General features: G+C 68.2%; 19 protein-coding genes. 4 read left to right on the forward strand and 15 right to left on the reverse strand.

Translation table 11 applies throughout. From position 1 onward, the window contains the following. Nucleotides 1-52 precede the first annotated feature (52 nt). The 6 genes from folE to dacB all read right to left on the reverse strand — a co-directional run bounded on the left by folE (nt 53) and on the right by dacB (nt 7056). Nucleotides 53-625 (reverse strand): GTP cyclohydrolase I FolE, encoded by a 573-nt coding sequence (folE, locus tag AB0E63_RS02655; protein ID WP_360360214.1) that lies wholly within the window; start codon nt 623-625, stop codon nt 53-55. A gap of 66 nt (nt 626-691) precedes the next feature. Further along, nucleotides 692-2731 carry an ATP-dependent zinc metalloprotease FtsH gene (gene ftsH, locus AB0E63_RS02660; protein WP_360360217.1) on the reverse strand — a complete coding sequence of 680 codons (2040 nt, stop codon included), beginning with the start codon at nt 2729-2731 and terminating at the stop codon, nt 692-694. 173 nt (nt 2732-2904) lie between these two features. Next, nucleotides 2905-3456 (reverse strand): hypoxanthine phosphoribosyltransferase, encoded by a 552-nt coding sequence (hpt, locus tag AB0E63_RS02665; protein ID WP_360360220.1) that lies wholly within the window; start codon nt 3454-3456, stop codon nt 2905-2907. Between the two features lie 5 nt (nt 3457-3461). After that, entirely contained in the window at nt 3462-4526 is a 1065-nt protein-coding gene (gene tilS / locus AB0E63_RS02670; protein WP_360360223.1) for a tRNA lysidine(34) synthetase TilS, read from the reverse strand. Continuing rightward, complete coding sequence (locus tag AB0E63_RS02675; RefSeq protein WP_360360226.1) at nt 4498-5592, reverse strand: zinc-dependent metalloprotease; 1095 nt, start codon at nt 5590-5592, stop codon at nt 4498-4500. The genes tilS and AB0E63_RS02675 overlap by 29 nt, the downstream gene beginning before the upstream one ends. Nucleotides 5593-5685: 93 nt before the next feature. Next, nucleotides 5686-7056, reverse strand: coding sequence for a D-alanyl-D-alanine carboxypeptidase/D-alanyl-D-alanine-endopeptidase (gene dacB, locus AB0E63_RS02680; protein ID WP_360360228.1), 1371 nt, complete (start codon nt 7054-7056; stop codon nt 5686-5688). A gap of 50 nt (nt 7057-7106) precedes the next feature. On the opposite strand from dacB, the gene AB0E63_RS02685 reads away from it, so the two are divergent. After that, complete coding sequence (locus AB0E63_RS02685) at nt 7107-7595, forward strand: inorganic diphosphatase (protein ID WP_360360231.1); 489 nt, start codon at nt 7107-7109, stop codon at nt 7593-7595. Nucleotides 7596-7649: 54 nt separating this feature from the next. Here the strand turns inward: AB0E63_RS02685 and AB0E63_RS02690 are convergent, their stop codons facing one another. Further along, nucleotides 7650-8081, reverse strand: a complete 432-nt coding sequence (locus AB0E63_RS02690) for a MarR family transcriptional regulator (protein WP_360360234.1) — start codon at nt 8079-8081, stop codon at nt 7650-7652. A gap of 85 nt (nt 8082-8166) precedes the next feature. On the opposite strand from AB0E63_RS02690, the gene AB0E63_RS02695 reads away from it, so the two are divergent. After that, nucleotides 8167-9132 carry a zinc-binding dehydrogenase gene (locus AB0E63_RS02695; RefSeq protein ID WP_360360237.1) on the forward strand — a complete coding sequence of 322 codons (966 nt, stop codon included), beginning with the start codon at nt 8167-8169 and terminating at the stop codon, nt 9130-9132. Between the two features lie 215 nt (nt 9133-9347). On the opposite strand, the gene AB0E63_RS02700 is transcribed toward AB0E63_RS02695, so the two are convergent. The 4 genes from AB0E63_RS02700 to AB0E63_RS02715 form a co-directional block, all read right to left on the reverse strand. Then, nucleotides 9348-10757 carry a C40 family peptidase gene (locus tag AB0E63_RS02700; protein ID WP_360360240.1) on the reverse strand — a complete coding sequence of 470 codons (1410 nt, stop codon included), beginning with the start codon at nt 10755-10757 and terminating at the stop codon, nt 9348-9350. A 249-nt stretch (nt 10758-11006) separates the two neighbouring features. Continuing rightward, complete coding sequence (locus AB0E63_RS02705) at nt 11007-11819, reverse strand: endonuclease/exonuclease/phosphatase family protein (RefSeq protein WP_360360242.1); 813 nt, start codon at nt 11817-11819, stop codon at nt 11007-11009. Between the two features lie 63 nt (nt 11820-11882). Further along, nucleotides 11883-12953 carry an oxidoreductase gene (locus AB0E63_RS02710; protein WP_360360245.1) on the reverse strand — a complete coding sequence of 357 codons (1071 nt, stop codon included), beginning with the start codon at nt 12951-12953 and terminating at the stop codon, nt 11883-11885. 21 nt (nt 12954-12974) lie between these two features. Next, nucleotides 12975-14246: a ThuA domain-containing protein gene (locus tag AB0E63_RS02715; RefSeq protein ID WP_360360248.1), complete on the reverse strand. Its 1272-nt coding sequence runs from the start codon at nt 14244-14246 to the stop codon at nt 12975-12977. A gap of 178 nt (nt 14247-14424) precedes the next feature. Between AB0E63_RS02715 and AB0E63_RS02720 the strand changes: the two genes are divergently transcribed. Then, nucleotides 14425-14547, forward strand: a complete 123-nt coding sequence (locus tag AB0E63_RS02720; RefSeq protein WP_360360250.1) for a hypothetical protein — start codon at nt 14425-14427, stop codon at nt 14545-14547. Here the strand turns inward: AB0E63_RS02720 and AB0E63_RS02725 are convergent. After that, a complete protein-coding gene (locus AB0E63_RS02725) occupies nt 14523-15368 on the reverse strand; it encodes a helix-turn-helix transcriptional regulator (RefSeq protein WP_360360253.1) in 846 nt (281 codons plus the stop codon). The two genes, AB0E63_RS02720 and AB0E63_RS02725, sit on opposite strands and share 25 nt — an antisense overlap. A gap of 99 nt (nt 15369-15467) precedes the next feature. Here AB0E63_RS02725 and AB0E63_RS02730 point away from each other — a divergent pair, with 99 nt between their 5' ends. Beyond that, a complete protein-coding gene (locus AB0E63_RS02730; protein ID WP_360360255.1) occupies nt 15468-16208 on the forward strand; it encodes an SDR family NAD(P)-dependent oxidoreductase in 741 nt (246 codons plus the stop codon). Here the strand turns inward: AB0E63_RS02730 and AB0E63_RS02735 are convergent. Genes AB0E63_RS02735 through AB0E63_RS02745 form a run of 3 tightly spaced genes read right to left on the reverse strand, consistent with a single transcriptional unit; the run spans nt 16197 to nt 18684 of the window. Beyond that, the gene (locus AB0E63_RS02735) at nt 16197-16496 is read right to left on the reverse strand and encodes a thiamine-binding protein (protein ID WP_360360258.1); all 300 of its coding nucleotides are present in this window, start codon (nt 16494-16496) and stop codon (nt 16197-16199) included. The two genes, AB0E63_RS02730 and AB0E63_RS02735, sit on opposite strands and share 12 nt — an antisense overlap. Continuing rightward, nucleotides 16493-18061 carry an MDR family MFS transporter gene (locus AB0E63_RS02740; RefSeq protein ID WP_360360261.1) on the reverse strand — a complete coding sequence of 523 codons (1569 nt, stop codon included), beginning with the start codon at nt 18059-18061 and terminating at the stop codon, nt 16493-16495. Before AB0E63_RS02740 ends, AB0E63_RS02735 begins: the two co-directional genes overlap by 4 nt. Beyond that, nucleotides 18058-18684: a TetR family transcriptional regulator gene (locus AB0E63_RS02745; RefSeq protein ID WP_360360318.1), complete on the reverse strand. Its 627-nt coding sequence runs from the start codon at nt 18682-18684 to the stop codon at nt 18058-18060. The genes AB0E63_RS02740 and AB0E63_RS02745 overlap by 4 nt, the downstream gene beginning before the upstream one ends. Nucleotides 18685-18762 lie beyond the last annotated feature (78 nt).

The raw sequence follows: 18762 nt of genomic DNA on the forward strand, positions 1-18762 counted from the left end.
CACAGGTACCGGTTCTCAAACTCCAACGAGAGCAGGGTCGAGGAGGCTACGGTCAGCCGACGATCAGGCTCATGGCCTCGGCGCGGGTGACGGGGTTGCGGAGCTGGCCGCGGACGGCGGAGGTGATCGTCTTGGCGCCGGGTTTGCGGACGCCGCGCATGGTCATGCAGAGGTGTTCGCACTCGATCACGACGATCACGCCGCGCGGTTCGAGCAGTTCGACCAGGGACTCGGCGACCTGGGTGGTCAGCCGTTCCTGAACCTGCGGCCGTTTCGCGTACACGTCGACCAGCCGGGCCAGCTTCGACAACCCGGTGATCCGGCCCTCCCGGCTGGGGATGTAGCCGACGTGCGCGACCCCGGTGAACGGGACCAGGTGGTGCTCGCACAGGCTCCAGACCTCGATGTCCTTCACCAGGACCATCTCGTCATGGCCGATGTCGAACGTCGTCGTCAGCACGTCCTCGGCCCGCTGACCCAGTCCGGCGGTCATCTCGGCGTACGACCGTGCCACACGGGCCGGGGTGTCCTGCAAACCCTCGCGGTCCGGGTCCTCCCCGATCGCGATCAGCAATTCGCGGACAGCCCGCTCAGCCCGGGCATGGTCGAACTTCGGCGACGTCATCTGGTCACTCTAGGCGGGACCACAGACAGCAGCGCCGCCACCCGATCGGGTGGCGGCGCTGGTTTGTCAGCTGTCCTGCGGCGACGGCGGGGTCGGGCCGCTGCCGTAATTCGGCGGCCGCACGGCCTCGTCCGGGCCGACCACACCGCCCGGCAGGACATCGGAGAGCGATCCGTTCTGCTCGGCGCGGGTCGGCACCGGCATCACCGGCGGCTGGTCCGACGGCACCCGGGTGGACGAACCGGTCCAGGCCGGCCGCCGCTCCCGCTTGACCACCGGGACGAAGACCCGGGCGATCTCGTTCTTGTCCAGGGTCTCCTTCTCCAGCAGCTCCTCGACCAGGTGGTCCAGGACCGCGCGGTTCTCGACCAGGATGTCGAACGCCTCCTGGTGCGCGTTCAGGATCAGCTTGCCGACCTCCTCGTCGACCGCGGCCGCGATCTCCTCGGAGTAGTTCCGCTGGCTGCCGAAGTCGCGGCCCAGGAACGGCTCGCTGCCGTCCGAGCCGAACTTGATCGCGCCCAGCCGCTCGGTCATGCCGTACTGCGTGACCATCGCACGGGCGAGCGCGGTCGCCTTCTCGATGTCGTTGCTGGCGCCCGTGGTCGGGTCGTGGAAGACCATCTCCTCGGCCGCGCGGCCACCGAGCATGTAGGCCAGCTTGTCCAGCATCTCCGAACGGGTGGTCGAGTACTTGTCCTCGTCCGGCATCACCATCGTGTAGCCGAGCGCGCGGCCCCGCGGCAGGATCGTCACCTTCTGCACCGGGTCGGAGTGCGGCAGCGCGGCGGCGACCAGGGCGTGCCCGCCCTCGTGGTACGCCGTCAGCACCTTCTCCTTGTCCGACATCAGCCGGCTGCGGCGCTGCGGACCGGCGATGACCCGGTCGATCGCCTCGTCCAGCCCGCGGTTGTCGATCACCTGCTGGTTGTTCCGGGCGGTGAGCAGCGCGGCCTCGTTCAGCACGTTGGCCAGGTCGGCACCGGTGAAGCCCGGCGTACGGCGGGCGACGGCGGTCAGGTCCACGTCCGGAGCCATCGGCTTGCCGCGGGCGTGCACCTTCAGGATCTGGGCGCGACCGGGCAGGTCCGGCGCGTCGACGGCGATCTGCCGGTCGAACCGGCCGGGCCGCAGCAGCGCCGGGTCGAGCACGTCGGGCCGGTTGGTGGCCGCGATCAAGATCACACCGCCGCGGACGTCGAAGCCGTCCATCTCGACCAGCAACTGGTTCAGGGTCTGCTCGCGCTCGTCGTGACCACCGCCGAGGCCCGCACCACGGTGCCGGCCGACGGCGTCGATCTCGTCGATGAACACGATCGCCGGGGCGTTCGTCTTGGCCTGCTCGAACAGGTCGCGGACCCGGGAGGCACCGACACCGACGAACATCTCGACGAAGTCCGAACCGGAGATCGAGTAGAACGGCACGCCTGCCTCGCCGGCGACCGCGCGGGCCAGCAGCGTCTTACCGGTACCGGGCTGGCCGTAGAGCAGCACGCCCTTCGGGATCTTCGCCCCGACCGCCTGGAACTTGCCGGGTTCCTGGAGGAACTCCTTGATCTCGCCAAGCTCCTCGATCGCCTCGTCACAGCCGGCCACGTCGGCGAACGTGGTCTTCGGAGTGTCCTTGGTGATCAGCTTGGCCTTGGACTTGGCGAAGCTCATCACCCGCGATCCGCCGCCCTGCATGGAGTTCATCAAGAAGATGAAGACCACCGCGATCAGCAGGAACGGGATGAGTGTGGAGAACACCTGGCCGATGAAGCTGGGCTTGGGGTTCTCGACGTCGTACCGCTCGATCTTGCCGTCCTGGAACAGGGTCTGCAGGTCGGTGCCGAGGGTGTTGGCCTGGCCGTCGACCCAGTGCGCCCGCACCTTGGTCCCATCGGTCTTCTCGACCCGGATCTCCTGGTCGGGGTCGATCAGCGTCACCGACTTGATCGTCTTGTCGCTCGACGACTTGGCCTGCTGGATCAGTTGCACGACCTGGCCGGTGGGCTCGGTCTTGTAGCCGGTCGAGCCGGTCAGGAGCTGTCCGATCACCAGTACGCCGAGGAAGGCGACGACGATCCAGAACAGGGGTCCTCGGAAGATGCGCTTCACGTCCATGATCGAGGCCTACGCCCCGTCCCTCCTAGCTCGGCAGGCCCGGGAATGCGGGCTTGAGACGGTACAACCAGTCCAAGTGTCTCGTGTCGCACAAGACAACACACCACGAGGGTCACCAATAGACGGTACGACCTGTTGTACAGGCCGTCACCAAGTCTGCCCCGCGGGAGGGCTTAGGAGTAGACGTGCGGGGCCAGCGTCGCTACGCAGCGCAGGTTCCGGTACTTCTCCGCGTAGTCGAGACCATAACCGACCACGAACTCGTCCGGCAGGTCCAGTCCGACGTACTTCACCGGGACCCGCATCTTGGCCGCGTCCGGCTTCATGAACGCGGTGCAGAGCTCCAGCGAGGCGGGCTTGCGTGACTCCAGGTTGCTGACCAGCCAGCTCAGCGTCAGCCCGGTGTCGATGATGTCTTCGACGATCAGCACGTGCCGGTTGGTGATGTCGGTGTCCAGGTCCTTCTGGATCCGGACCACACCGGACGACTTGGTCCCCGAGCCGTACGACGAGATGGCCATCCAGTCCATCTCCACGTGCCGGCTGAACGACCGGGCCAGGTCGGCCATCACCATCACCGCACCACGCAGGACGCCGACCATCAGCAGGTCCTTGCCCTCGTAGTCCTGCTCGATCCGCCCCGCCAGCTCCCGCAGCTTCGCCAGGATCTGGTCCTCGGTGTAATGGATCTTGGTCAGGTCCTTCTCGATGTCCGCCGCATCCACGTGGCTCAGCCTGTCACATCCGGACCCAACACGATGAATCCGGTCCGCCGGACCGCTCGAACTCCCTGTGGCAGGTCGATCCAGCGTTGTCCACGCCAGTCTGTGATCAGCGCGTCGACTGCCGCCACATGCCCCGCGGTGAGGTCCGTGGCCCGGCAACCGGCTTCCAGCGCCGCCTGACGCAGCACCCTGGTCCGCAGTGCGGCCGGCTCGCCCTCCAGCATCCCGATGTCACAGTGCACTTCATCGTCAGTACGGCGGAGTGCCGTCTCCGCGAGGTCCGCGGCGAGCACGTCGAGCGCGTCCGCGTCCGCCCGGAGGAGTCCCGCCGTACGGGCCAATGCCTCGATCACTCCGGGTCCTAGCGCCTCCTCCAGCACCGGAAGCACCTCATGGCGGACTCTGACCCGGGTGTACAGCGGATCGTCGTTGTGTGGGTCGTGCCACGGGCGCAGCCCCGATGCGATGCAAGCAGCGGCTGTCGTCGCACGGGGAAGGTCGAGCAACGGTCGCCGGAGCAGTCCGGCAACCGGAGCCATGCCGGCCAGTGAGCGAGCACCGGACCCCCTGGCCAACCCCAGCAATACAGTCTCGGCCTGGTCGTCGCGCGTATGAGCCAGCAGTACGACGTCCGCCCCGAGCTCATCCGCTGCGTCGCGGAGAGCGTCGTACCGGGCTGACCGGGCAGCCGCCTCCGGGCCACCCTCGGAGCCCACCTCGACGGCCCGCACCTGGACTGGGTCGAGTCCGAGCGACCGGCACTGCGCGGCAGCGGTCTCCGCGACGTGGGCGGAGTCCGCTTGGAGACCGTGGTCGACGACGACGGCACCGGCGTACAGGTTCAGCTTGGGCGCCTCGAAGGCAGTCGCCGCAGCCAGCGCGAGTGAATCCGTGCCACCGGAGCAGGCCACCAGGACGGTCGTACCGTGCGGCAACTCGGCCAGCATGGCGCGGACCGCCTCCCGCGTGCGCGCCACCGCCGGGTGCAACTTGCCCCTCCGGCCCTGGACGAGCTCCTCGGCAGCCGCCTTGCCCGACGGATCAGCCGTGGAGTCGGGCGACCCAGGCATCGGGGTTCGCGATCTCGTTCTTGGTCGGCAGCGTGTTGGGACCGGTCCAGACCCGGTTGAACTCGTCCATGCCGACCCGATCGACGACTCGGCGGACGAACGCGGCACCGTCCTTGTACTGCCGCAGCTTGGCGTCCAGCCCGAGCAACCGCTTGAGCAGCTGATCCACCGGATTGCCACTCTGGCGGCGCGACGTGAACTTGGACCGGATGTTGTCCACCGTCGGGATCACGGATGGCCCGACCCCGTCCATCACGAAGTCCGCATGGCCTTCCAGCAGCGACATCACCGCGGTCAGTCGGTCCAGCACCGCACGCTGCTCCGGGGACTGCATCAGATCCACCAGACTCAGCTCGGCCTCCCCGCGCACCGACCGGCCCAGCCGCTGCACTGCCTCACGGAACATCGCCGCGTACGCCGATGCGTCCAGCTCGGCCTGGTCCAGGAACAGCGCGATCTCCGACCGCAGGTGGTCCCGCAGCCAGGGCACGGCGGTGAACTGCACCCGGTGCGTCTCCTCGTGCAGGCACACCCACAGCCTGAAGTCCCGCGGTACGACGCCCAGCTCGGACTCCACGTGCATCACATTGGGCGCCACCAGCAGGAGGCGACCAGTCAGATCGGGCCGATCCGGATCCGGCTCAGCTGGGTAGAACGGGTCGAACTGACCAAGCACCCGGGAGGAGAGGAAAGCGAGCAGCGCACCGGCCTCGATGGCCGTCACCCGCGAGCCGACCGCCGACGACAGTCCGCCGGTCCGCTCCGCCTTCTCCCGCAGCTTGTCCGCCAGCGGTTGCAGCACGGTCCGGAACCCGTCCGCGTTCGCCTGCACCCAGCCGGGCCGGTCCACGATGACCACGGGCGCGGTCGCCGAGGTGGCCTGTAGTCCGGTGAACTCCCGCACGTGATGTTCGGAGTCGGCCGCGAACTGACGCAGCTCGGCCACTACCTGGTCCGCCTCCGCGCGGCTGACCGCCGGCCCGGGGCGCAGCAGCTTGCGCGCCACTCCGGTCGCCAGCTGCCAGTCGACCATGTCGGCCGTGGTCCCGCCTTCCGCCGTACTCATATTCAGACCCTAGTCGTATGTCCCAACATGCGCCCGCACTCAGACCGCGTCAGACAGCCCTCAGACCGGCCTCAGACGGTCCTTAGACGGCCCTCAGACGGCACAGCCGCAGTTGGCCAGCGCGGCCGCGGCCCGGTCGAGAGCAGCCCGGGCATCGAGGGTCTTGGGTACCGGCACACTGTCGCTGGCGATCGCGAACACCAGCAGCGTGCCGGTGCGATCACGGGCCAGTCCGGCCAAGCTGTGCACCCCAGTCAGCGTGCCGGTCTTCGCCCGGACCAGTCCGGTGCCAGTGCTGGTCCCGGGAGCGGCGAAGCGGTCCTCGAGGCTGCCACTGAAGCCCGCGACGGGCAGACCGGTCAGCAGGTGCCGCAGCTCCGGGTGGTCCTCCGAGGCCGCCACCCGGACCGCACCGGCCAGCAGCTCGAGCGGCACCTTGTTGGCTCGCGTCAGCCCACTGCCGTCGTAGATCGTCGCCTTGCTGACGTCCAGGCCGAGCTTGGTGAGCGTCGCGCGCAGTCCCTTGACCCCACCGACGTACGAACCGCCGTTGTTGGTCGCCAGACCGACGTGCCGCAACAGCACCTCCGCGCCGTCGTTGTCGCTGTGCAGGTTCACGTACTCGACGATCTGCCCCAGCGTCGGCGACGCCACCTGGGCGATCGGCTTGGCCGCGGCCGGAGCGGTCGCCGCCCGAACCGTCGCCGCCACCTTGATCCCATAACCCGCCAGCAGCTTGGCGAACGCGGTCGCCGCAGCCTGCGCCGGAGAGTCCGCGCGCTTGGCCATCCCCGGCGAGAGCCGCCCCTCGTTCACCCAAAGCGCCGACGTGCGAGCCGCGATCCCTTCGGGCAGGTAGTTGGCCTCCCAGTTCGCGTTGGCAGCCGGACCGGTGAACAGCGAGGCGTCGTAGCCCAGGCTGACGCCGGCGACACCCTGCGCCTTCAGTGCCTTCGCCGTACTCGCGGCCAGGCTCTGGAGCGTGGCCCGTGTCGGGAACTCCGCGTTCGCTGCGGGCTTGGTGGCGAGCAAAGGATCGCCACCACCGACCAGGACGATCGAACCACTGCCCGCACTCACCACCTTCGTGGTGAACGTGTGGTCGGCACCGAGGGTCTCCAACGCCGACACCGTGGTCAGCAGCTTCAACGTGGACGCCGGGGTGAACGGGACCGCCGTACCGGCCGAGAACACCGTCTTGCCGCGGGAGGCGTCGTATACATAGATGCCACGGTGCTTGCCCAGTGACGGATCCGCGAGGATCGCGGCGAGCGCCTTCTGTACGCCGGCCGCCGTCGGTGCGACCCCCTCGGCCTTCGCGGGCGCCAGGACGGCGGGCGCCTGCTGAGCTGCCTGCACTGATCCGGGTACGGCGAGTGCACCGCTCACCAGCCCCACACAGAGGGACCCGCTCATGAGCATGGCGAGCAGCGTGACGAACACCGCACGGGGAGGACGGGCCACCAGGCTGCTCCTGTCAATCGGTCGGTCGGAACCGTGACAGTATCTGCCGTATGGAGTTCGACGTCTTCATCGAGATCCCCAAGGGCACCCGCAACAAGTACGAGCTGGACCACAAGACGGGCCGGCTGCGGCTGGACCGAACCCTCTTCACGGCCACTCAGTACCCGTCCGACTACGGATTCATCGAGGACACCCTGGGCCAGGACGGCGACCCGCTGGACGCGCTGGTGCTGCTCCCCGAGCCGACCTTCCCGGGCTGCCTGATCCGGGCCCGCGCGATCGGCATGTTCCGGATGACCGACGAGAAGGGCCCGGACGACAAGGTCCTCTGCGTCCCGGCCGGCGACCCGCGCCAGGAGCACCTGCGCGACATCCACCACGTGCCGGAGTTCGACCGGCTCGAGATCCAGCACTTCTTCGAGGTCTACAAGGACCTCGAGCCCGGCAAGTCCGTCGAAGGCGCCACCTGGGTCGGCCGGACCGACGCCGAGACCGAGATCACCGCTTCCTTCGAACGCCTGAAGACCGAAGGTCACTGACCCTCCGCCGCCCCTCGAGGCGGCGGACCTCAGTCGCCTGACAGCCGATGGACCTCAGTCGCCTGACAGGCGGTGCAGGAGGCCGAGCAGGGTCTTGCGCTCGCTTGCGCTCAGCGGCTCCAGCAACTCCGTCTCCGCCGCGACGATCAGCTGATCCATCGCGATCAGCTGCTTCTCACCGGCCGGCGTGATCGCGACGATCTTGCGGCGGCGGTCCGCCGGGTCCACCCGGCGTTCGACGTACTTCAGGTCCTCCAGCTCGTCCAGCAGGGTGACCAAATCGCTGCGGTCCAAGCCGATCCGGTCGGCCAGCGTCGCCTGGGCGCCCTCGCCGTCGTCGGCCAGGCTCGCCAGTACGTGGTAGTGCTGCGTCCGGACGCCGGCCTCGGTCATGTGCTGCCGGACCAGGCGCTGCGCCTGCTGACTCGACCGCCCCAGCGCCCACAGCACCCGGTCGGCCAGACGATGCGTCGGCGCCTTCTTCACCTGCCCACTCTATTGGCAGAGCACTCGTACGGCGTTATCGTGGGAGTCTCCCATTATTTATAACTCCCACGATTTGGAGCAGCTCATGCGCTCAGTGCGCTTCCACCGGCACGGCGGTCCCGACGTCCTGCAGCTCGACGAGGTCGCCGTACCGGAGCCCGGCACCGGCCAGGTGCTGATCGAGGTCGAGGCGATCGGCGCCAACGCCATCGACACCGTTCTCCGCCGCGGCGGCACGCCCTGGGACCGGCCGTTGCCGGGCACGCTCACCGGCGATGTGGTCGGCCGGATCAGCAAGCTCGGCCCGGACACTCCACCCGGCACCGCGGTCGGCCAACGCGTCGCCGCCCTGACCGAGGACGCCTTCGCGGACTTCGCCGTCGCCGACGCCGCGTTCCTCGCCCCGATCCCGGACCACGCCGACGCGGGCGAGGCGACGATGATGTCGATGACCGCGCCGCTCGCCCTCCGCCTTCTCGAAGCAGGCCGGATCCCCGCCGGCGGCACCGTCCTGATCCAGTCCGCGGCCGGCACCGTCGGCCACCTCGCCGTCCAGCTGGCCCGGTTCTTCGACCCGAAGACGATCATCGGTACGGCGTCCTCGGCCGAGCGGCTCGACTTCATCCGGGAGCTCGGCGCCGAAGCCGTCGACCTGACCGACCCGGAGTGGCCGGCCAAGGTCCGCGAACTCGCCCCCGACGGCGTGAACACGGTCCTCGACGCGGTCGGCGGCACCGTGTTCGACCAAGGCCTCGACCTCGTCGCACCGCTCGGCACGATGGTTACGTACGGCGCGATCACCACCGAGCTCCCGACAGTCCCGGCCAGCGGCCTGTTCGGTCTGCGGTCCGTCACCGGTGTCTCGATGATGGGCTGGCGCCAAGCCCGGCCGGACGAGGCCCGCGCCGACGTCGCCGAAGTCACCCGCCGCTGGCAGAACGGTGACCTGCACCCGATCGTCCACGCCACCCACCCATTGACCGACGTGACCCGAATCCACGAAACCCTCGACGCCCGCAAGAACCTCGGCCGCCTCATCGCCAGGCCGTAGCGGCGCCTACCAACCGATCAGCGAGTACGGCGCGGCGTTGCTCGAACCGGATGGCTCGATCGGGCTCACCTCGGGCATCGCGACGTACCGGCCGGGGCTGCGAGCATCGTTGCTAGCGGCATCCAACGGTGCACTCGCATCCCTCGCCCGTCTCCCGGCCGGCCGGACCCAGGACATCGCGGACGCGATCTTTGCCCTGCTACGCAAGCGTTTCATCACGGGCGGCCGAAGAAGTCCGGCGGCTCCCAGTAGTAGACGCTGTCGATCTGCACCGGCTTGCCGGTCCGGGGCGCGTGGATCATCCGCCCGTTGCCGAGGTACATCGCGACGTGGTGGATGGTCCCCGGGTCGTCCGGGTTGAGCGCCCAGAAGATCAGGTCACCCGGCCGCAGCTCGTCCTCGTCGATGTGCCGGACCTGCTCGTACTGCGCGACGCTGTAGTGCGGCAGCTGGACGCCGGCCCGATCCCACGCGCCCATCATCAGTCCGGAGCAGTCCCAGCGGGACGGGCCGGTGCCACCCCACAGGTACATGTCGCCGAGCTGGGACAGCGCGAAGTCGATCGCCGCCTGCGCACCCCGGCGCGTGCCGTGACTGTTGCCGTTGTCGTTGCTGGGCCGGTCCGGCTTGTGCTGCTTCGGTGGCTTCTTGCCAGGGTTCTGCTTCGCCTGCTCGCGGGCTTCCCTCTCCTCGCGCGCCTGCTCGGCCTTCTCCCGGGCCTCCTCGGCCTTCTCCCGGGCCCGCTCGGCGGCCTCCCGGGCGGCGATCCGCCGCTTCAGTTCGGCGGCCTTCTTCGCGGCGAGCGCGGCGGCTCGTTGTCGCGCAAGCTCCTCGAGCCCTCGCTGCCGCTGGGCGGCCACCCGGACCGACGTGTTCTGCAGTACGGCGAGCTGTGCGATCGACTGCGTCCGCTGCACACCCATCGCGGTCACCGCCGCTGCCTGCGCGGCCTCCGCGTCCTCGGCGGCCTTCTTCGCCTTGGCGGCCTCGTCGGTCGCCTGCTTCACCTTCACCACGGCCTGGTCGGCCTGGACCTTGAACAGGTTGGTGACCACCTGGGTCGCCGTGAATCGCAGGTACGCCCCCTGCATCGCGGTCGACACCGAGCGGGCGGCCCCGGCCGAGTCCAGCAACTGCTGCGGTCCTTCGGCGGTGAACAGCGGCGCGATCTTCGCCACATCGCCACCACCCTGGTATGACGCTGCCGCGAACCGGCCGATCTGCTGCCGCTGAGTGACGAGGGTCTGCTGCGCCTTCGCCGCCCGCGCCGCCGCGGCGGCCGCTTCGGCCTTGGCCTGCTGCAGCTTGTAGACGGCGCCGTTGTACGCCTCGTCCGCGATCCCGGACTGGACGCCGAGCTGCTCGAGCCGCGCGTTCGCGGCGGCCAACTGCTGCTCGATCGCGGCGACCCGGGCAGCCTTCGAGGCGGCGGCCTGCTTGGCCCGCTCTACCGCGGCCTTGGAGGGGATCACTGGCGGCTTCGGCTTGGCGGCGTCGGCCTGGACAGGATGCACGGCCATCGAGCCGGCCAAGCAGATCGCGAGCACCCCGGAGAGCAACGCCCTGCCGGTCTTCCCAGTGCTCCCGACCCGCCCGCCGGACCTGGCCCTCGAGGGGGTCCGCATCGGGATCGTTCCTTCCGCCGGTCACGAACCCCTTCCCCAGGGTTCGTGAACTTGTGGTCCTCGTGGACCACACACGTGACACTAGTTGCCTGTAGCCCCATTGGGAACACCTTTCACACAAGTAACTTTGTTGCACCCGTGTGTCGACTTGACAAACTACAAGCTTGTAATTCTCGCGGCATGCAAACGGCGCCCGTCCGGAGACCGGACGAGCGCCGTGTGACGAGCTGTCAGCGCAGGGTGAAACTACTAGCGCAGAGTGAACGCCGCCACTACTGGGAGATGATCGGACGCCGGCGTGACCGGGACCGTGGCCGACGTCGGCCGCAGGCCCGGGCTGTGCAGCTGGAAGTCGATCCGCTTGGTCGGATTGCCCGCCTCGATGGTGTTGCCCGGACCGGCACCGACCTCGGTCCACGTGTCGTTCAGGACCGCGGTCAGGGTCTTGATCTCCGGAGCGGTCGCTTCCGCGTTCAGGTCGCCGACGAGCAGCGTCGACACCTTCGACGTACCCAGGAGTTCGACCACCTTCTGCGCCTGCTCGAGCCGCTCGGCGTTGTTGTTGCTGGTCAGGTGCGTGTTCGCGAACCGCAGATCGGCGCCGCGGACCTTGATCGACGCGACCGCGAGTCCACGCTGCTCACCGGTCGGGTACTTCGGCAGCAGGGTGTTGGCGAAGTCCTTGATCGGGTACTTCGACAGGATCGCCGTACCGTACTGGCGGCGCGGCTCCCCCGGGTTCACCGGCGGGAGGTCGAGGTTGGCGGCGTACGCGTAGTGCATCTTGAGGCGCTGGGCGAACCAGGCCGGCTGGTCGATCCAGTTGCTCCGCACGTGCCAGTGCCGGTCGACCTCCTGCAGCCCGATCACGTCCGCACCGGACGTCTCGATCAGTACGGCGATCCGCTCGAGGTCGAGCGCCCCGTCGATCCCGGCGCCGTGGTGGATGTTGTAGGTCATCACGGTCAGCGGCCGGGCCGGACGCCCGCCCTCGGGCTGAGCCGCGGCAACGTTCGGCACCACCATCAGCAACCCCACGAGAACGGTTAGCAATTTACGCATGCACCCATCTTTCCGGAAAACCGGCGACACCCGCACAACGAGCGAGTGTCGCCGGTCTGAAGATCAGTGCACGAGCCGAGCGACCGCGCCCTTCGCACCCGAGGCCCAGCAGCCCGCCTGGACACCGTGACCGGCGCATTCGACGCTGTCGAAACTACCGTCGTAGAACTGCTTCCAGCTCCGCCCGCCGTCGAAGCTCACGTCACTGCCTGACGGACCGACCGCGACCACGGTCGACGGCGACCACGGCACGAAGTGTGAACCACTGCGGTACCCCTTTGGCGCCTTGTCGGCCGGGACCAGCTTCCACGTCCGGCCGCCGTCGTACGTCACCGACGCGGCCTTCACGGCCTCGGTCGGCTTGAGGAAGTCGCCGCCGACGGCGACCCCGAACCGCGAACCGCGGAACGCGAGGCTGAAGATGCCGGCCGCCTCACCGCTGGCCATCGGCGAGTCCGCCACGGTCCAGTGCTTGCCACCGTCAACGGTCCGGAACACCCGCGGCCGATCGGCACCGCCCGACGCGAACCACGCGGTCCGGCCCGGTCCCGCGACCAGGCAGGTCCCGCTCGCCGCGAACGCGAACTCACCCGTCAGCGCGGCCGGCATCCCGGCGTTCGACTGCACCTTCCACGACTTACCACCGTCCGATGTCGCCGCGATCCGGAACTTGCCATCGACAGGGTCGCTCAAGGCCAGCCCATGCTTGTTGTCATTGAAGGCGAAGCAGTCGTAGAACGCGTTCGCGTCGGTGTTCCGGAACGTCTCGGTCCATGATTTGCCACCGTCCACGGTCCGGTAGATCCGCGAATCCTCGCCGTTGCCGATCGACAGCACCAATGCCCGCTTCGCGTCGAACGCCTCGACGTCGCGGAACTGCAGCGCGCCGGCACCGGGCGGGCTGACGTTCTGCCAGTGCTTCCCGCCGTCGACGGTCCGCAGCACAATCCCTTCGGTGCCACCCACCCAGGCGACGTCCTTGCTGACCGCCGCCAGCCCGCGGAACTGCGCCGTACTCCCGGTCGGCGTCACGTTCCACTGGTACGACGGCCTGCCGCTCGCCTGGGCGGGGACGAGCTGAGACATCAACAGCAAACCTCCTGCCGCCATCGCGGCCACACGCAGGATTCTCATGCGCGTGAACCTAGTCGATGGTCAGGCAATCGTCAGCTTGAAAGACTGCGCCGTGCCTCCGTTGCAGGTGAGTTGGACGAGTTGGGTGCTATCGGCGGTGGAGCCACCGGGGACGGTCAGGCATTTGGTACTGAGGCGGCTGACCAGGTGGAAGTAGCCGCTGCCTTCGGAGACCGCCTGCCATTGCTGGTTGTTGCCGTTGCTGTAGGTCCACAGTTGGAGGCCGGCGTCGTCGGCGGCCGACACCCCGGTCACGTCGATGACCTTGCTCGCGTCGTTGCGGTTGTTCACCCGGGTGAAACCGCCGGACGTCGACTGGAACTGGTACTGCTGTGCCTGCGTGGAGTTGCAGCTGTACTGCTGGATCACGGTGCCGTTGGCGGTCGCGGCGGCGCGCGCGTCGACGCACTTGCCGTTGCCCTTGTTCGCGAGGGTGTACCAGGCGCTCGGCGACGGCTGGTCCACCGGCGGCGTCGTACCGGCGCCACCCAGCCACTTGAGCGCGTCCATCATGAACTGGTTCTGCGCCGGGCTATCGAAGGTGGACGATAGCCGGGTGTTGGTCTCGTAGTTCATCGCGTTGTGGCCGAAGTTCGCGTAGATCATCTTGTAGTTCTTGTTGGTCCAGATGATCGGGTAGTAGCCGCTGTACCAGGTCTGGGCCGGGTCGGTGCCGACCGGGAAGCTGGACGGGTCGATCGAGGCCAGGATCTGGATGTCGGGGTTGGTCCGCAGGTCGTTCTGCCAGCTGTACCACTCGCTCACCGACGACCGGAACGTCGCCGGTGTGTTCACCAGCGCCGGGTGCGAACGGTTCTCCGCCTTCAGCGTGACCGCGGTCGGTCCCCACGTGTTCGACTGGAACCGGCCGGTCCCGAGCAGCGTGTTGTTGAACCACGGCCAGCCGCCACTCGCGTCGTTGTACGCCGCGACGTGGAAGCCGAAGAACGCGCCACCGTTGTTCATGTACCGCTGGAACCCGGTGCGCTGCGCGTCGGTGTGCGGCGAGTCGTCGAGGAACATCACCACCTGGTACTGCGACGCCGTCAGGTTGTTGAGCTGGTCCCAGTTGCTCGTCGCCGTGTAGGTGAAGCCGTTCTGGGCTCCGAACTGCGGGAACCGCTGATTGGCTTCCTTCTCGAAGTCGATGTGCGCGGCGTCCCAGGTACCGCTGTAGAACGCGAGCACGTTGAAGTTCGCTTGAGCTCGAGCGGGTTGGGCATACGCCGTACTGCCGGAGACCAGGCAGAGCAGCAACGCGAACAGGACAGGCAACACCTTCCGAGCGGGCATGGGCGGATCCCCTCAGTCACGGAGCAGTTACGCAATGAGATTTCAGAACTTAAATTAACTCATGGCGTAAGTGGGGTAAAGGCTTCGGCGGTCCCGGAACCTGCCGGGACTTCGCGAGACCTTGCCGACGCCACGCGCCGCTGTCACCCTGAGCCACCGACCTTCGAAGGAGCCGCCGGTGAACGACTCCGTGCTCACCTCGGTACTGCTGCCGATCGCCCTCGCGACCATCATGCTCGGCCTCGGCCTGACCCTGACCCTCGCTCGCCCGACGGCTCAGAGGGCGGGATCGAGCGCCTGACTTCCGAGCACCGTCAGCAACCGCAGTTTGTCCGCGCTTTCACTGCCCGGCTCTGCGGTGAAGACCACCAAGGTCTGCTGCTGGTCCCGGTTGTCGATCACCTCGCAGTACAGCTCGAGCTCGCCGACCACGGGATGGTTGAACCGCTTGGTCCGGCTGTGCACGACGCCGACCACGTGCACGTCCCAGAGTTCGGCGAACTCCGGGCTGAGCTTCTGCACTGCGTGGACCAGCGAGGCGGCGTACGACTTCGGCCCGTCGGCCGTGAAGACCGTCCGCAGCATCGAGACCAGCATCCGGCTGTGGGTGGACAGCTCGGGCTCGCGGTAGAGAGACCGTGACTCGGGATGCACGAACCAGCGGTAGACCTCGCTGCGCTCCATACCCTCGAAGTTCGTCAGCTCCCCCGCGAACGCGACGTGCGCCGGCGTCTGCGCGAGCGTCTCACCGCACCGGTTGAGCAGCAGCGCGGGCGTGTCCTGCAGCCGGTCGAGGATCCGCAGCATCCCCGGGTCGACGTGACACGCCCGGGTCGTGCGCGGCGGCGTACCGTGCCCGGCGACCACGAACAGGTGGTCGCGCTCCTCCATCGTCAGCCGCAGCGCGCGGGCGATCGCTCCCAGCATCTCGACCGACGGCTGCGGGCCTCGGCCGCCTTCGAGCCGGCTGTAGTAGTCGGCCGACATCGACGCCAGCGCGGCGACCTCCTCGCGCCGGAGTCCCGGGGTACGGCGGCGCCGGCCGCGGGGCATCCCGACGTCCTCGGGTTGCAGGGCCTCGCGGCGTTTGCGGAGGAAATCGGACAGGTCGGCGTACTCCATGTCTCCAGTGTCGCCAACCGGCGCTAGTTATCCACTGCTTGCCGAGCAGAGGCTGAGCCGGGCCTGGTTGCCATCGGCATCCGATCACAGTCTGGAGGCATGAAACCGACTGGCAACACGATCTTCCTGACCGGCGGTACGTCGGGTATCGGCCTCGGCCTGGCCCGCAAGTTCCGCGACCTCGGCAACACCGTGATCATCAGCGGCCGCCGCAAGGACCTGCTCGACCGGATCGCCGCGGAGGACGGCATCGAGGGCATCACGCTCGACGTCGCCGACCCGGCCTCGATCGCGGCCGCCTTCGAGCGGGTGACCAGCACCCATGAGGTCAACGTGCTGATCACGATGGCCGGCATCATGCAGATCGAGGACCTGCGCGATCCCGGTCACCTCGCGACCGCCGAGCAGACGATCGACATCAACCTGCTCGGCACGATCCGCACGATCACCGCGTTCACGCCGTACCTGCTGAAGCAGCGCGATCCGGCGATCCTGACCGTCTCGTCCGGTCTCGCCTCCGTGCCACTGTCGATCACACCGACCTACAGTGCCACCAAGGCCGCGATCCACAGCTACACCCAGAGCCTGCGGATCCAGCTCGCGGACAGCGGGGTCCAGGTGATCGAGGTGGTCCCGCCGGCCGTCCGGACCGCGCTGCTGGGCCAGGAGGACGACGAGCGGGCAATGCCCCTGGACGAGTACCTGTCCGAGACGATGGAACTGCTGCAGAAGCAGCCCGAGGCCGACGAGATCCTCGTCGACCGCGTCCGCTTCCTCCGCGACGCCGAACGCGAGAACCGGTACGACGCTGTGGTCGCAGCCCTCAACTCAGTCGGCTAGCGCCTGCTCGATCCGCTCCACCTTCGCGGTGAGCTGGCCGGTGTAGCCGGGGCGGATGTCCGCCTTGAGGACCAGGCTGACGCGAGGCGAGACGGCGGCGACCGCGTCGACGGCCTGCTTGACCACGGCCATCACCTCGTCCCACTCGCCCTCGAGGTTGGTGAACATCGCGTTGGTCTCGTTCGGTAGACCGGAGGCGCGGACCACGCGGATGGCTTCGGCCACCGCCTGGCTCACGCCTCCGGTCTCGTCACCCCCGGAGGGGCTGATGCTGAATGCAACGATCATGCGTCCAGGATGTCAGGCTCCTCCTGGGCTCGGCGCTCGGCGCCCGAGGTGGTGAGGAGGGGCTTCTCCTTGATGAAGAGGACCGCGACGAGGGCGAGCACCGCGAACGGCACCGACATCATGAACAGGTCCGCGGTCGCCGCGCCGTACGCGTTCTCGACGACGGCTCGGGCCTGCTCCGGTAGTTCGGCGATGTTCGGCACCGCGCCGCTGCCGCCGGACGAGGCACCGCCCGGGTTCAGCGTCTCGGTGACCTTGTTCGCCAGGATCGCACCGAGCACACTCACGCCGATGGTGCCGCCCATGCTGCGGAAGAAGCTCACCGCCGAGGTCGCCGCACCCAGCTCGCGCGCCGGTACGTCGTTCTGCGCGGCGAGCACCAGGTTCTGCATCACCAGGCCGATGCCGACCCCGAGGACGATCATGAAGGCCCACAGCAGGTACTTCGAGGTGTGCGCGTCGATCGTGCCGAACAACGCCAGCCCGATCGGCAGCAGCACGCTGCCGACGACCAGGTAGACCTTCCACTTGCCGTACTTCGTGATCAGCCCACCGGCGATCGTGGACGCGACCATCATGGCCAGGATCATCGGCAGGCTCATCAGCCCGGCCTTGGTCGGGGTGTAGCCCTGCGCGATCTGGAAGTACTGCGCGAGGAACACCGAGCCACCGAACATCGCCACGCCGACCAGCGCGCTGGCGACGATGGCCAGCGTCACCGTCCGGTTGCGGAACAGGTCCATCGGGATGATCGGCTCGGGATGCCCGCGCTCGACCAGCACCGCGGCCACCAGCGCCACGAGCGCCACCGCGACCAGCAGGAAGCTCCAGCCGGACACCCACTCGAACTTGTTCCCGGCGAACGACGACCAGACCAGCAGCGTGCTCACCCCGGCAGTGATCAGGAACGCGCCCCACCAGTCGATTTTCACCTCCCGGCGAACGGTCGGCAGCTTCAGCGTGCGCTGCAGCAGCACGATCGCCGCGAGTACGAACGGCACGCCGACCAGGAAGCAGGCCCGCCAGCCGAGCGGCGAGTCGACCAGGAAACCGCCGAGCAACGGTCCGCCGACGGTCGCCGAGGCGAAGATCGCGCCGAAGATCCCGGAGTACCGGCCGAGCTCGCGCGGCGGGATGATCGCCGCCATCACGATCTGCACCAGTGCGGTCAGACCGCCGGCGCCGAGGCCCTGCAGGACCCGGCTGCCCAGCAGTACCTCGATGTTCGGAGCGAATCCGGCGACGAGCGAGCCGATCACGAAGAAACCCAGCGACAGCTGGACCAGCAGCTTGTTGTTGTAGAGGTCGGCGAGCTTGCCCCACAACGGCACCGTGGCCGTCATCGTGAGCAACTCGAGGGTGACGACCCAGGTGTAGGAGGACTGGCTCGCCCCCAGGTCGTGAATGATCCGCGGCAACGCGGTCGACACCACGGTGCCGGCCAGGATCGCCACGAACATCCCCATCATCAGGCCGGAGATGGCCTGGATGGTCTGGCGTGGTGTCAAGGCGACCGCGGGACCGGCCCCCTCGGCCGTACTGTCCGGTGACGAGGTCGTCGTCATGAATGACCTTTCTGGTTGCTCTGGTTCGGCCCGAAGGCGGGATCGATGCCTTGGGCAAGTAGTTGGAAGCCTTCGTCGACCAGCTCGCGGACCGGCCGGCCGGGGGCGTTCTTGTGCAGTTCCATCGCCACCCGGCAGGCGGCGCCGGCGGTGCTGACGATCAGCGCCGGCCGAACGGCGGACTCCGGCTCGCCCATCCGGGCGGCGAGGGCGGCGGTGAGCTGCCGTTCGTCGTCGAAGCTCGCCATCATCAGCTGGTACAGCAGGTTCGGGGACCCCATGATCAGCTCACCGCGTCGTGACAACTCGCCCTCGTTCTCGAGGTCGCGCAGTACGTCGTGCACGATGAACCACATCGTGGTCAGCGGCGACTCCTCGGGCGGGGCCGTCCGCATCCGCTCCAGGGCACGCTCGAGGTGCTCGGGGTTGCGCCCGAGGATCGCGTGCTCCTTGTGCGGGAAGTAGTTGAAGAAGGTCCGCACCGAGACGTCCGCCGCCTCGGCGATCTCCTCGACCGTGACGTGGTCCGGCCCCTTCTCCAGCGCCAGCCGCAACGCGGCCTCGGCCAGCGCCGCCCGCGTCTCCCGCTTCTTCCGCTCCCGCAACCCACCCTCTGCCTGCATCACCCACCCAGGCTAAGAACAAACTTGCACTCACTGCAAACTATTAACCCTGAAATTTTGCACAACTGCACGTTCGGG

The organism is Kribbella sp. NPDC026596 (assembly GCF_040638415.1).
In the GTDB taxonomy this organism is placed as follows: Bacteria; Actinomycetota; Actinomycetes; order Propionibacteriales; family Kribbellaceae; genus Kribbella.

Bases quoted from the DNA above. Each gene is read 5' to 3' on its own strand.
- folE (WP_360360214.1), bottom strand. From the start codon at position 625: ATGACGTCGCCGAAGTTCGACCATGCCCGGGCTGAGCGGGCTGTCCGC.
- ftsH (WP_360360217.1), bottom strand. From the start codon at position 2,731: ATGGACGTGAAGCGCATCTTCCGAGGACCCCTGTTCTGGATCGTCGTC.
- tilS (WP_360360223.1), bottom strand. From the start codon at position 4,526: ATGCCTGGGTCGCCCGACTCCACGGCTGATCCGTCGGGCAAGGCGGCT.
- AB0E63_RS02675 (WP_360360226.1), bottom strand. From the start codon at position 5,592: ATGAGTACGGCGGAAGGCGGGACCACGGCCGACATGGTCGACTGGCAG.
- AB0E63_RS02685 (WP_360360231.1), top strand. From the start codon at position 7,107: ATGGAGTTCGACGTCTTCATCGAGATCCCCAAGGGCACCCGCAACAAG.
- AB0E63_RS02695 (WP_360360237.1), top strand. From the start codon at position 8,167: ATGCGCTCAGTGCGCTTCCACCGGCACGGCGGTCCCGACGTCCTGCAG.
- AB0E63_RS02700 (WP_360360240.1), bottom strand. From the start codon at position 10,757: ATGCGGACCCCCTCGAGGGCCAGGTCCGGCGGGCGGGTCGGGAGCACT.
- AB0E63_RS02705 (WP_360360242.1), bottom strand. From the start codon at position 11,819: ATGCGTAAATTGCTAACCGTTCTCGTGGGGTTGCTGATGGTGGTGCCG.
- AB0E63_RS02710 (WP_360360245.1), bottom strand. From the start codon at position 12,953: ATGAGAATCCTGCGTGTGGCCGCGATGGCGGCAGGAGGTTTGCTGTTG.
- AB0E63_RS02715 (WP_360360248.1), bottom strand. From the start codon at position 14,246: ATGCCCGCTCGGAAGGTGTTGCCTGTCCTGTTCGCGTTGCTGCTCTGC.
- AB0E63_RS02725 (WP_360360253.1), bottom strand. From the start codon at position 15,368: ATGGAGTACGCCGACCTGTCCGATTTCCTCCGCAAACGCCGCGAGGCC.
- AB0E63_RS02730 (WP_360360255.1), top strand. From the start codon at position 15,468: ATGAAACCGACTGGCAACACGATCTTCCTGACCGGCGGTACGTCGGGT.
- AB0E63_RS02735 (WP_360360258.1), bottom strand. From the start codon at position 16,496: ATGATCGTTGCATTCAGCATCAGCCCCTCCGGGGGTGACGAGACCGGA.
- AB0E63_RS02740 (WP_360360261.1), bottom strand. From the start codon at position 18,061: ATGACGACGACCTCGTCACCGGACAGTACGGCCGAGGGGGCCGGTCCC.
- AB0E63_RS02745 (WP_360360318.1), bottom strand. From the start codon at position 18,684: ATGCAGGCAGAGGGTGGGTTGCGGGAGCGGAAGAAGCGGGAGACGCGG.